Origin of the sequence: Kribbella sp. VKM Ac-2569 (assembly GCF_004216905.1) — a bacterium.
In the GTDB taxonomy this organism is placed as follows: Bacteria; Actinomycetota; Actinomycetes; order Propionibacteriales; family Kribbellaceae; genus Kribbella.
This window is the reverse complement of sequence record NZ_SGXJ01000006.1, coordinates 255,111-266,762: the sequence shown is the minus strand read 5'-3', so window position 1 is coordinate 266,762 and position 11,652 is coordinate 255,111. Positions and strand designations below refer to the sequence as shown.

General features: G+C 68.5%; 14 protein-coding genes. 3 read left to right on the top strand and 11 right to left on the bottom strand.

The window, feature by feature from the left end; all coding sequences use genetic code 11:
• Positions 1-4 precede the first annotated feature (4 nt).
• Positions 5-436, bottom strand: coding sequence for a MarR family transcriptional regulator (locus tag EV649_RS35370; RefSeq protein ID WP_130388045.1), 432 nt, complete (start codon positions 434-436; stop codon positions 5-7).
• A 93-nt stretch (positions 437-529) separates the two neighbouring features.
• Between EV649_RS35370 and EV649_RS35365 the strand changes: the two genes are divergently transcribed.
• Positions 530-2,089: an MFS transporter gene (locus tag EV649_RS35365; RefSeq protein ID WP_198682859.1), complete on the top strand. Its 1,560-nt coding sequence runs from the start codon at positions 530-532 to the stop codon at positions 2,087-2,089.
• A 21-nt stretch (positions 2,090-2,110) separates the two neighbouring features.
• Here EV649_RS35365 and EV649_RS35360 read toward each other — a convergent pair whose 3' ends face one another.
• The 4 genes from EV649_RS35360 to EV649_RS35345 all read right to left on the bottom strand — a co-directional run bounded on the left by EV649_RS35360 (position 2,111) and on the right by EV649_RS35345 (position 5,995).
• Positions 2,111-4,063 carry a glycosyl hydrolase family 28-related protein gene (locus EV649_RS35360; RefSeq protein ID WP_130388044.1) on the bottom strand — a complete coding sequence of 651 codons (1,953 nt, stop codon included), beginning with the start codon at positions 4,061-4,063 and terminating at the stop codon, positions 2,111-2,113.
• Between the two features lie 72 nt (positions 4,064-4,135).
• Positions 4,136-4,567 (bottom strand): GNAT family N-acetyltransferase, encoded by a 432-nt coding sequence (locus tag EV649_RS35355; protein WP_130388043.1) that lies wholly within the window; start codon positions 4,565-4,567, stop codon positions 4,136-4,138.
• Positions 4,564-5,262, bottom strand: a complete 699-nt coding sequence (locus EV649_RS35350) for an FCD domain-containing protein (RefSeq protein ID WP_130388042.1) — start codon at positions 5,260-5,262, stop codon at positions 4,564-4,566. The genes EV649_RS35355 and EV649_RS35350 overlap by 4 nt, the downstream gene beginning before the upstream one ends.
• A gap of 94 nt (positions 5,263-5,356) precedes the next feature.
• Positions 5,357-5,995 (bottom strand): pyrimidine 5'-nucleotidase, encoded by a 639-nt coding sequence (locus EV649_RS35345; protein WP_130388041.1) that lies wholly within the window; start codon positions 5,993-5,995, stop codon positions 5,357-5,359.
• Positions 5,996-6,047: 52 nt separating this feature from the next.
• Between EV649_RS35345 and EV649_RS35340 the strand changes: the two genes are divergently transcribed.
• Complete coding sequence (locus EV649_RS35340; protein ID WP_130388040.1) at positions 6,048-6,842, top strand: SDR family oxidoreductase; 795 nt, start codon at positions 6,048-6,050, stop codon at positions 6,840-6,842.
• Positions 6,843-6,856: 14 nt separating this feature from the next.
• On the opposite strand, the gene EV649_RS35335 is transcribed toward EV649_RS35340, so the two are convergent.
• The gene (locus EV649_RS35335) at positions 6,857-7,756 is read right to left on the bottom strand and encodes a LysR family transcriptional regulator (protein WP_130388039.1); all 900 of its coding nucleotides are present in this window, start codon (positions 7,754-7,756) and stop codon (positions 6,857-6,859) included.
• Positions 7,713-7,958, bottom strand: a complete 246-nt coding sequence (locus EV649_RS35330) for a hypothetical protein (RefSeq protein ID WP_130388038.1) — start codon at positions 7,956-7,958, stop codon at positions 7,713-7,715. The genes EV649_RS35335 and EV649_RS35330 overlap by 44 nt, the downstream gene beginning before the upstream one ends.
• A gap of 98 nt (positions 7,959-8,056) precedes the next feature.
• Here EV649_RS35330 and EV649_RS35325 point away from each other — a divergent pair, with 98 nt between their 5' ends.
• A complete protein-coding gene (locus tag EV649_RS35325) occupies positions 8,057-8,950 on the top strand; it encodes a LysR family transcriptional regulator (RefSeq protein WP_198682858.1) in 894 nt (297 codons plus the stop codon).
• Here EV649_RS35325 and EV649_RS35320 read toward each other — a convergent pair.
• The 4 genes from EV649_RS35320 to EV649_RS35305 form a co-directional block, all read right to left on the bottom strand.
• Complete coding sequence (locus tag EV649_RS35320; RefSeq protein ID WP_130388036.1) at positions 8,947-9,771, bottom strand: aldo/keto reductase; 825 nt, start codon at positions 9,769-9,771, stop codon at positions 8,947-8,949. The two genes, EV649_RS35325 and EV649_RS35320, sit on opposite strands and share 4 nt — an antisense overlap.
• A 62-nt stretch (positions 9,772-9,833) precedes the next feature.
• Positions 9,834-10,919, bottom strand: a complete 1,086-nt coding sequence (locus EV649_RS35315) for a winged helix DNA-binding domain-containing protein (protein WP_130388035.1) — start codon at positions 10,917-10,919, stop codon at positions 9,834-9,836.
• A 32-nt stretch (positions 10,920-10,951) separates the two neighbouring features.
• Positions 10,952-11,362 (bottom strand): type II toxin-antitoxin system VapC family toxin, encoded by a 411-nt coding sequence (locus EV649_RS35310; protein ID WP_130388034.1) that lies wholly within the window; start codon positions 11,360-11,362, stop codon positions 10,952-10,954.
• On the bottom strand, positions 11,362-11,637 hold the full coding sequence (locus tag EV649_RS35305) for a ribbon-helix-helix protein, CopG family (RefSeq protein ID WP_130388033.1): 276 nt from the start codon (positions 11,635-11,637) through the stop codon (positions 11,362-11,364). Before EV649_RS35305 ends, EV649_RS35310 begins: the two co-directional genes overlap by 1 nt.
• Between the last annotated feature and the right edge of the window lie 15 nt (positions 11,638-11,652).

Genomic DNA, 11,652 nt, shown 5'->3' with positions numbered 1-11,652 from the left:
GCCCCTAACCCTCGACGGCCGTGACCATGTGGGCAAGCCAGGCGCGCGCGGTGGCGCGGTCAGTTGCGCTGAACGTGCCCTCGAGTTCGTCCTCGACCTTGCGGATCGCCGGGGCCGCCTCGGCCAGCCGGCGTTCGCCGCCGGGGGTGAGATGCACCTGCTGGGTACGGCGGTCCTTCGGGTTCGGCCGCCGTTCGACCAGGCCGGCCCGCTCCATCCCGGTGATCAGCTCGTTCGCGGACTGTCGCGTCGTGCCGACCACGCGGCCGACCTCGGCCACGGTGAGTCCCGGCGCCTCGCGGACGCACAGCAACGTGCCGTACTGCTGGACCGACAGGCCGTGCTCGTCGAGCGCGACCGCGAGCGCGGATCGCATGCTCAGCCAGGCGTGCCGCACCAGGAACGTCACACAGCCGGTCTCGTCAGTGGGATCCATGAGCACATTCTGCCGAAAAGGAGATTGACAGGTTCCTGTCAATCGAGGACGATGGAAAACCTCGTCAGGGTCCTGTCAATCATAGGAGACTTCGTGTCTGCGATCGACCCCCCGCAAGGTCCAATCCACCAGCGCCGCATCCTCGCGATCCTGGTCGTCTCGGCCGTCCTGATCTGGATCGACTCGACCGTCCTCGGTATCGCTCTCGAACGCCTCGCCGATCCCGTAGCGGGTCTCGGCGCCACGCCCGGCCAGCTGCAGTGGGCCGTCGGCATCTATTCGCTGTTGTTCGCCACCGCCCTGTTCCTGGCCGGCGCCCTCGGGGACCGCTACGGCCACCGAACCGTCCTGATGCTCGGCCTGCTGATCTTCGGCATCGCCTCCGCCTGGGCAGCGTGGGCCACCGACCCGGCCGGCCTGATCCTCGCCCGCGCGACCATGGGGCTCGGCGGTGCGCTGATCATGCCCACGTCGATGGCGATCATCGGCTGGACCTTCCCGCCGGAGCGCCGGGCCGGTGCGATCGCGGTCTGGTCGTCGTCGGCCGGTGTCGGCGTCGCCGTCGGGCCGGTGCTCGGCGGGGTGCTGATCGATCACTTCTGGTGGGGTTCGGTCTTCACGATCAACCTGCCGATCGTCGCCTTCGGTCTGATCGGCGCCGCCGTCGTACTCCCGAACCCGCGCAGCCCGCAGCGCCGCCGGCTCGACCCGCTCGGCCTCGGCCTGTCCACGCTGGGACTGCTCGGCCTGTCGTACGGGCTGATCGAAGGCGGTCACCAAGGCGGCTGGGATCGCTGGCAGGTCTGGGCAAGCATCGGCGCCGGCCTCGTGCTGCTCGCCGGATTCCTGTACTCCGAGTGGCGCGAACCCGAGCCGAGCTTCGACCCGCGCCTGTTCCGCAATCGCCGGTTCGCGGCGGGCAACCTCTCGCTGGCGGCGGTCTTCCTCACCATTACTGGGCAGGCCTTCTACCTCGCGTTCTACCTCCAGGGCGCCCGCGGCATGAGCGCCCTGGACGCGGGCCTGATGTCGTTGCCCGGGGCAATGGGCGTGGTCGTCGGCGCCCCACTCGGTGCCCGGCTGGCCGCGCGGCTCGGTGTCGCGAAGGTGTCAGGTACGGCGGTCCTCACCCTCGCAGCGTGCTTCGCGCTCAACCTCACGTACGACGTCAGCACGTCGCTCTTGGTGATCGGGATCATCGGCGGCCTCGCTGGACTCGCGATCGGTATGACCGTCGCGCCGACGACCGCGGCCGTGATGGCGACGCTCCCGATGGATCGGATCGGGGCCGGCTCCGCGGTCAGCAACGCCCTGCGCCAGGTGGGCAGCGTGCTGGGTGTCGCCGTACTCGGGACCGTCGTGTCGTCGACGTACCAGCACCAGATCGCGCCCGCCCTGACCGGCCTGCCGAACGAGGAGGCGATCGGTACGTCGGCCGAGGCGACCCGCCACGCGGCCGGCGCACTGCACCGCCCCGACCTGGTGCAACTCGCGAACGACGCCTTCGTCCACGCCATGCACACCGCGGCCGGCGTCGCCGCGGCCATCGTCCTGCTTGGCGCGATCGTCCTCACGGCCGCCTTCCGGATCCCCAGGCCATCACAATCGCCGGATCAGGAAGCGACCACGCCGGAGCGCGCCGGCATCGGCTAATTGTGATGGCCTGGGGAACCGTCAGTTCCACGGAGACGGCGGCGGTGGCGGGACGACGGCGGGGCGGTCTTCGCACCACGTTGCGCCGGCCCAGCCGCCGTCGTTGCCGGCGAGGAGTCGTACGTCGAACTCCGGTGGGCCGTTGAAGTGGAACGTGCCGCAGTTGTTGACGAACGGGGCTCCGACGTTTCGGGCTTCGACGTTCTCGAACGTCGCCCAGCCGCCGACCCGGGCGTTCACCACGTTGGTCCCGGTGCCGTCGACCTTGATGTTGCGGACGGCGACTCCCGTGATCGCGTAGTCGTCCTTCACCGGCCAGTCGACGACGAACATCATCGCGTTGTACGTCGAGTCCAGGAACGAACTGTCGACGATCTCGATCGGAGCGGACATCGTGGACTGCAGCGCGTACAGCCAGATCGCGCCGAGGCCGATGTTCCAGTTGAGATCGCGCGGACCGCCGCGGACCGTGGTGTTGCGGGCGAACGTCAGCGTGCCCTCGAACGGCGTCGCGTTGAATCGCGAGCCGGCGTGCAACGTGCTGCCCTCGCGGATCGGGTCGGCGACCAGGTTGTCGGTCACCGCGTTGTCCCGGCCGCCGTAGATCGCGATGTTGTTCGCGAGCACGGGTGTCTGCACGGTGTTGTGGTCGTAGACGTTGTCGTGATTGACCACACCGGAAGGGTTCGCCTCCGACCACATCGCCAGCCCGTCGTCGCCGCTGTTGCGGACGAAGTTGTTGGTGGCCCGGACGTTCGAGACGCCGAGGTGCAGATTGATGCCGTCGGCAACCGCGTCGGTGATGACGTTGTTGCGGATCAGCAGGCTGTCCATCGGGCCGTCGAGCCAGATGCCGACCTTGGTGTGGCGCAGGTACAGGTTCTCGATCGTGGAGCCGCCGCCGATCGCGCCGCCGATTCCGTTCACCTGGTCGGTGTCGATGCGTTCGCTGACATCGCTCTCGATCGCGAAGTCCGACAGATGTACGCCGGTGCTCCCGCCGTCGGCGGCGTACTTGCCGTAGAAGCCAGGTGCGCTGTGCACCGACTTGTCCGGCGCGGGCTCGGCGAGCGGGAGCACCTTGCCCTTGATGATCGTCCACCAGTTGCCCGCGCCGCGGATCGTGACCTGGTCGACGACGATGTGCCGGTTCATCTGGAAAGTCCCCGCGGGGATGAACACCGACCAGCCGATCCGCTGCGCGGCCGCGATCGTGCGCTCGATCGCGGGCGCGGCGTCCCGTCGTCCGGTCGGGTCGGCGCCGAACAGCCGTACGTCGAGCGACCGTGCTGGCTGCTTCAACGGGGCCTTCACCAGTTCGAAGTCCGCGACGTCGAGCACGGTCCACGCCGCCGTGGTCTCACGAGGTACCGCGAACCGAATGCGCGAGCCGGCCAGGTACGTCCGGTCGAGCATCACTCGCTGCTCGTCGTAGAAGTGGTTCGGTCGGAACGGCTTGGCGACCGGGTCCGGGTCAGGCTTCCACCAGCCCGGGATGGGGTCGACGTTCGGGTCGTTGGAGAACGGATACATGCCGTACAGCCACGCGTACTGCGACGTCAGCGTCATCGTCCGCCGGTGCTTCCCGTCGACGCTCACGTCGAGCGGCGCGGTGATCCCACCGCCGGCCGGCGCGTCCGGGATGCTGTACCGCAACGTGAACGCGTTCGCGGGCTGCGTCAGCGTGAATTCGACGTACTGCTTGGGCTGCAGCCGTACGGCGGTACGCCCGGAAGCCTCGGCCGGGAGCGTGTACGCCTCCCGCCCCGGGCCGAGCTGCTCGCCGGTGAAGACGGCGTTCTCCGCCTCCTGCTCGACGAACGGTACGTCGGCGCCGCGGCCGGTCACCAAAGCGGGATCGAGCCCGGCCCGGGTGAGCCGCGGCGCGGGGCCTGCGGCGGCTGGTTGAGATGTGAGCACGGCACCGAGGAGCGCGGTCGTCACGGCGACCGCGATCATGTGCGAACGGGACATCGGCGGATCCCCTCCCGGACGAATTGTCTGGAGGTTATGCACCCGACGATCGGTGCGCAAGATCTCGACAGGTCAGAGAAATTTCCGAACCATGAAGACGTCGACCGGATCCTCGGTCTCGGTGACGAAGCCGTGGCGCTCGTACAACTTCCGGGCCGGGCTGCCCTGCAGCACGTTCAGCGCGACGGTCGCGGCGCCGGCTTCGTCCAGGACGGAACGCAGTACGGCGGAACCGAGGCCGCGGCCCTGGTGGTGCGGGGCAAGGTAGAAATGCTCGAGCCAGTGGCGGTCCTCGGCCGGCCGGATGCTGATGGATCCGGCGAACTCGCCGTCGACCTCGATGATCCGGGTGTGCTCGGGTGTGTACGCGTCACGCAGGCGTTGCCGGACGCGATGATCGTCGTACCGCCCGAGGCGTTCGAGGTCCGGGCGCATGGCGACGGCCCGGAGTTCGACGAGTTCCTCGAGGTCGTTCGCCGTCGCCGGCCGCAACCTCCACCTCATGGCAGCGCCGGTTGCGGGACGGGCCGGAGGGCGCGCAGCCAGAGCTCGGTCTGGGCGATGTGGGCGGACGCGGCGGTGGCGGCGGCCGCGGGGTCGCGGGTGGTGATCGCGGCCAGGATTGCGCGGTGGCCGCGGTCGCTGGTCTGCTTGATCGCGTCGAAGTCGGCGCCGGGCTCGAAGATCCGGTAGTGGCCGCCGCGACCGCGGATCACGCCAGTGAGTGCGGTGACCGTCGGGTTGCCGCCGGCCGCGCAGATCAGGCCGTGGAACTCGGCGTCCAGGTGCTGGATCTCGGTCGCGTCCGTGGTCGACTCGAGCCGATCGAGGACCGAGCTCAGTTGCGCTTCGAGTTCCGGGTCCTGGCGGGCGGCCGCGGCGGCGGTGGCGTGCGCCTCGAGCACCCGGCGTACCTCCAGCAGTTCGAGCACTCCCTCGAGCGGGATCAGCTCGACCGACAGCGAGAACCTGCCGATGATCGCGGCCGGGTCCAGCGCGGTGACGTACGTGCCCGACCCGTGCCGGGACTCGATCACGCCGAGCGCGCCGAGCGACCGCACAGCCTCCCGCAGCGAGCTCCGGGACACGCCCAAGTGGTCGCACAACTCGGGCTCCGGCGGGAACTTCGCCCCCGGCCCGAGCTCCCCGGACGCGATCATCTGCCGCAACCCGGCCAGTGCCTTGTCCGTAGCAGCCATCCCCTCACCTCCTCCCGAAGAGTAAGTCCTCAGACCACTTCTGGTCACATCTGTACATGCTCAGCCTGTCCGGCCGAGCCAGTCCAGTGATTCATCAGATGTTTGCTCGTAGGAACCCGGGCAGGTCGGCCGCCCGCCAGCGCCGGGCCGCGAGCTGCTCGTACGGCGTCCCGCCGGTCACCCAGACCGTCGTCATCCCGCGCTCGTGGGGCCCGGTCAGGTTCACCTCGAGATCGTCGAACATCGCGGCCCGCACCGGGTCGATCCCGAACGAGGTCAGGAAGGCGTCCAGGCTCTCGTCGTACGGCTTCGGGATCAGGTCGGCGGCGAGGATGTCGAAGACGCCGTCGATGCACTCGGTCAGTCCGAGGCGCCCGAGCACCTGCTGCGCGTGGTACGCCGAGCCGTTCGTGTACAGGTACCGCCGCCCCGGCAACCCGGTGAGGATCTCTGCCAGCACGGGATCGGGACGAAGTACTTCGTAGTCGATCGTGTGCTCCCACGCGAGGTAGTCGTGTGGGTCGATCGACCGGGTGTTCATCAGGCCGCGGAGGGTCGTCCCGTGCTCGGCGACGAGCTGTGCCTGCAACCGAAGGGCCTCGGCTTCGTCGGTGCCGAACAGGTCGGCGAGGTACGCCCGGATCCGGACGTTCATCTGGTCGGCCAGTCCCACCTCGGCCGGATACAACGTGTTGTCGAGGTCCAGAACCCAGGTGTCGATGTCCGCCAGCACGTGATCAGGGTAGGTGACACACTGGGTGCGTCACCGACGGGAGGACTGCACGATGCCGACTGCGCTCGTCACCGGGCCGGCGACCGGGATCGGCCGGGCGTTCGCGGACAAGCTCGCGCTCGAGGGGTACGACCTGGTGCTGGTGTCGCGGGACGAGGCGCGCCTCAAGGAGGTCGCCGCCGACATCACGCGGCTGCACGATGTCGAGTGCGAGGTGCTGGCCGCCGACCTGACCGACGCGGCCGATCTGGCGCGCGTCGAGGAGCGGTTCCGGACCGGGCCGATCGAGTTGCTGGTGAACAACGCCGGCTTCGGGCAGAAGAAGCCGTTCTGGGAGAACCCGGTCGAGGTCGAGGAGAAGCAACTCGATCTGCTGGTTCGCGTCGTACTGCGGCTCACGCATGCCGCCGTACTTCCGATGATCGAGCGGGGCTCGGGTGCGGTGATCAACGTGTCCTCGGTGGCCGGATTCCTGCAGCGCAACATCTACAGCGCGCACAAGGCCTGGGTGACGAGCTTCTCCGCCGGGTTGGCGACCGGGCTGCACGCACAGGGTGTCGCGGTGATGGCGTTGTGCCCGGGGTTCGTGCACACCGAGTTCCACGAGCGGATGGGGATGGACAAGTCGCTCATCCCGTCGTTCATGTGGCTGGACGCGGACGAGTTGGTCGCCGCGGCCTGGAAGGACCTGCAGCGAGGCAAGGCGATCTCGATCCCGAGCCGCCGCTACAAGCTCCTGATGGTCGCCGCGCGCTTCACGCCCCGCGCGCTCATTGCGCGCGTGTCGACTGTAGGGCTGGACGGCCGCCGTCCCGCTTCCTCGGCTGCAAAGTCTCGTGGAGAGTAGTCAGCTCCAACTGACTACAGCTTCTCGGCGACCTCGGTGAGTACTGCGAGGGTTGCGGTGATCAGCGGGTGATCGGCCCGGCTGTTGCGGACGGCGGCGTACACGCGGCGGGTCGGCGCGGGATCCGGGAGCGGACGGATCAGCGCGAGGGTCGGCTCGGGTACGGCGAGGCGTGGGACGAGCGAGACGCCGCCGCCGGCCGCGACCAGGGCCGCGACGGCGCGGAAATCGTCGGACTGGTGGACGATCCGCGGCTGGAACCCGGCCTGCTCACAGGCGAGCAGTACGACGTCGCGGATCGGGTTGCCGGGTCCGGTCATCACCCAGTCGTCGTCCGCGAGCATGCCCAGTTCGATCGTGTCGTGGTCCGCGCCCGGGTGTGTCGACGGCAGGACGGCGACGAACGGCTCGGCGTACAACGGGATCCGGACCAGCCGCTTGTCGTCGTGCCGCGGGGAGCCGCGGTGCTCGACGGCGATCGCGACGTCGGCGTCGCCGTCGAGTAGATGGGTGATGCCCTGGTGGCCCTCGGCGTCGCGGACGACGAGGGTGAGGCCGGGGCTGGTCTCGCGGAGCCTGGTCAGCGCCGGTGCGACCAGCAGGGTGATCGCGGTCGCGAAGGCGACGACGCGGACCTCGCCGTTCGCGCCGTTCGCGTGCAGCCGCATCGCGTCCTCGGCGCGTTCTACCTCGGCGAGGATGGTGTCGGCATGGGCGAGGAGCAGCCGGCCGGCCGACGTGATCGCGACCCGGCGGCCGCGGCGTTCGAGCAGTTCCTGGCCGACCTCGGACTCCAGGGCCGCCAGTTGCTGCGAGACCGCCGAGGGCGTCAGATGCAGCACCTCGGCGGCCGCGGTCACAGTCCCGTGGTCAGCAAGCGCGCGCAACACCCGCAGGCGACGTACCTCGATCACGAAGCTCAGCTTGGCACAGGTCGGTCGGGAGCAGCTTCAGGTCGACAACGGGCAGCGCCGGGGTACGGCGCTCGCGCCACCGGCGTACGGCGTCGCGGATCGGGTGGCGTTTCGGGACATAAGGACGCATCGGGGCGTCGGGCATCGCAGAGTGGGTTTGCTCGTGGATCGATTTGATCATCGAGAACGGGATGTATTGCACGGTGGTTCCTTTCGACCCTTCGACAGTAGGAACCTGGACCTTCATACGTCCAATGAAAGTTCCGTGTGGAGTTGATGTGTCTGGTGCATGATGTGGGTATGGAACTGCGCCAGCTCAGGTCGTTCGTGGTGGTGGCCGAGGAGATGAACGTCGGGCGTGCGGCCACGCGGCTGCACCTGACCCAGCCGTCGCTGAGTCGCCAGATCGCGGCACTCGAGCACGATCTGGGCGTCGAGCTGTTCGCTCGCGTGAAGCGCAGATTCGTGCTGACGGCCGCGGGCGCGACGTTCCTCGCCGACGCGCAGGACCTGCTGCGGCGGTCGGACGAGGCGGTCCGCACGGCGCAGCGGACGCAACGCGGTGAGCTGGGGACGTTGCGGCTGCGATTTGTGCAGTCGGCAACGTTCGACGCGCTGCCGCGGCTGCTGGGTGCGTTCCGGCAGGCGTATCCCGAGGTGGTGCTGGACCTGGAGTCGTGGACGACGCTGCGGCAGACCGAGGCGTTGTGTGACGGGCGGATCGACGTCGGCCTGCTTCGGCCCAGTACGCCGGGCGGTGCGAGTGCCGTCGTACAGCTCGCGCCGAAGCTGACGTCGCGGGTGGTTGCCGAGGACTCGTTGGTGGCTGCGCTGCCGGCCCGGCATCGCCTGGCGCGGCGGAAACGACTACGGCTGGCTGAGCTCGCGGAGGAGCCGTTCGTGTTCTACTCGCGGCCGAGCGGGCCGGCGGTGCACGACACGATCGTCGGGTACTGCCGGGAGGTCGGGTTCACCCCGCGGATCGAGCAGGAGGCGGCCGACGTACAGACGATCGTGTCGCTGGTCGCGGCCGGACTCGGCATCTCGCTGCTGATCAGCCCGACGCCGCCGTCCAACCCCGACACGGTCGTCTACCGCGAGTTGTCCGACGACCTACCACCGTGGCAACTCTCCGTAGCCTGGTCGCCGGACAACCGCTCGCCAGTCCTGGCGCGCTTCCTGGACCTGATTTAGCCGAAGACGTCCGGGTCGCCGCCGGTGCGGACGCCGGTCTCCAGGTCCGCGATCGCGGCCATGTCGTCGTTGTCCAGGCGGAAGTCGAAGACCTCGAAGTTCTCCTGGATCCGGCTCGGCGTGACGGTCTTCGGGATCACCACGTTGCCGAGCTGCAGGTGCCAGCGGATCATCACCTGGGCCCCCGACTTGCCGTACTTCGCGCCGATCGTCGCGAGCGCCGGGTTCGCCAGCAGCTCGCCGGAGGCCAGCGGGCTCCACGCCTCGGTGACGATGTCGTTCTCGGCGTTGAACGCGCGGAGCTCGTCCTGCGGCAGCGCCGGGTGCAGCTCGATCTGGTTCACCGCGGGCCGGATCGTGGTCTCCTCGAAGATCCGCCGCAGCGCGGGCTCGTGGAAGTTCGAGACGCCGATCGCGCGCACCCGCTTGTCGGCATACAGCTGCTCGAACGCCTTCCAGGTGTCGATGTACAGGTCCCGCTGCAGCGACTGCCAGTGGATCAGGTACAGGTCGACGTACTCCAGACCGAGCTTTTCCAGGCTCGTGTCGAAGGCCTTCAGCGTGCTGTCGTACCCCTGCTCGGAGTTCCACAGCTTGGTGGTGATGAACAGGTCGTCACGCGGGATGCCCGACGCCGCGATCGCCCGGCCGACGCCGGTCTCGTTGCCGTAGATCGCTGCGGTGTCGATGTGCCGGTAGCCGGTCTCGAACGCCGACGCCACAACGTCAGTGACGATTGCGTCCTCGACCTGCCAGACCCCCAGGCCCAGCTGCGGGATCTCGACGCCGTTGTCCAGAGTGATGGAGGGGACTGTGTTCATCTACCCATTCCACCCGGCAAAGGGTTTCTGGCCCAGTCATCCGACGTGTGACAACAACCTCATTAACCGGTAGTAACCATTTCGTAGGACTTGGCATCGGGTTCCAGGAACCGGAGCAGCCCGTCGCCCTCGCGCTCCAGCTCCGCCTGTGTCTTCTTCAGCGTCCGGCCGAACGGAGTGAGCGTGAGAGTGGCCACACCACGCTTCTTCTCGGTCGTCCACAGTCCGGCCACCAGGCCGTCGACGGTGTACGTCGCCTTGACCCGGAGGTTCTTCGTGAACACGGCCGGCTTGTGCTCGTCCGCGATGATCCGCTCCCGTTTCGCGTGTGACAGCAGCACGTTGTCGAACTCCGGCAGGAAGCGCACCGGCGCCGATGTGTCCGGATCGGGGCGAGGCGCATCCGGTACGTCGTACAGCGTCTTGCCGGCCTCGTCCGTGAACGTCTCGAGCTCCAGTTCGTCGAACAACGGCTTCGCCTTCTGCAAACCGGACCAGGTCTGGAAGTCCGTCGGCGTGGCCGGGCCGAACGCCTGCAGGTAGCGGGTGATGAGCTCCTTGGTCTCGGAGCGCTGGTGGAGCTTCTTCCCGATCCACTCCTCGGCCGGCGTGAACTTGGAGTTCGCCGTCCAGGACCAGCGGACGTCTGTTGGGTACACCACCAACGGCACCAGCATCCGCGTGCAGAACCCGAGCGCTCGCTCGTTGACGTCCGGGAACTGCTGCTGCAACGCGTCGCGCACCTCGGTGAACGTCAACGGCTCCTTCGCCAGCAGCTTCTTCGCCGCGGCCACGACCTTGTCCGGCTCGAGCCCCGCGCCGCGTTCCCCCAACACCTTCAACCCCGCCTCGAGCACCGGCGCCACAGTCACCCGGAACCGCAGGTAGTCCGCCGCGGTCACCAGATGCAACGTCCCGCGAAACAGCGTTCCCCGTACGACGTCGTGCTCCCGGACCGCCTGATCCAGCTCGGACTCCGCGAACCCGTCGATCCGCGACCATAACCCGACGTACGGATGCTTGGCCTCCTGCCCCTGCATCCCCACCAGCCGGCCGACCACCTCAACCGCCGGCACCGCTTCCCGACCCAGCAGAACCTGCCGCGCCAACGTCGCCCGATTGACTGCCCGCCCACTCATCACCACCATGCACGCATCCTGCCCGGCCGCACCGACAAATGTCAGCGACGCCCCGGCGACGCGACGGCGAGTGCGTTGCGGCGGCACGCGTCGGCGAGGCGTTCGTCGTACGTGACAACGAGGTCGGCGTCGATCAGCACCGCCGTTGCGAGATGCAATGCGTCGAGGCTGCGCAGGACGAGCGGCTCGATCCGCCGGGCGACGCTGACGACTTCGGCCGTCATCTGGCGTTCGTCGATACCGGACATCGCGCCGTCGATCAGCTCACCGGCGTCGGCAGGCGCCCGCACTCGGGCGAGTACGACGCGCGAGACCTCGACCCACGCGAGCGAGGACGATGCGAGCACGTCGCCCTGCTCGTAGTGTGCGTCGAGGAAGTCCACCAGGTCGTCGGATTCCTCTTCGGCGACGGCTCGCTTGATCAGCGCGCTGCTGTCGAAGTAGACCCGCATCAGAAGCGGTCGTCCCGACCGAGCAGGTCGAGGCTGGTGGTTCCCTTCGGCAGTCGAAGCCGCGGCCGCACCTTGCGATACGGGACGCGAGCCGGCTGCACAGCCTGCGCGGCCCGAGCGCGTTCGCGCTCACCCGCCGGATCCTCGTCGTCGATCAGGTGCAGTCGACGGCCGAGCGCGTCCCGGACGATCTGCTGCTGGGATTGACCGGTCCGTTCCGCCTCCGCCTGAAGGGCTGTTGCCACTTCGGACGGGAGTCGCAGGTTCATGGCCATGCATCAACGGTACCA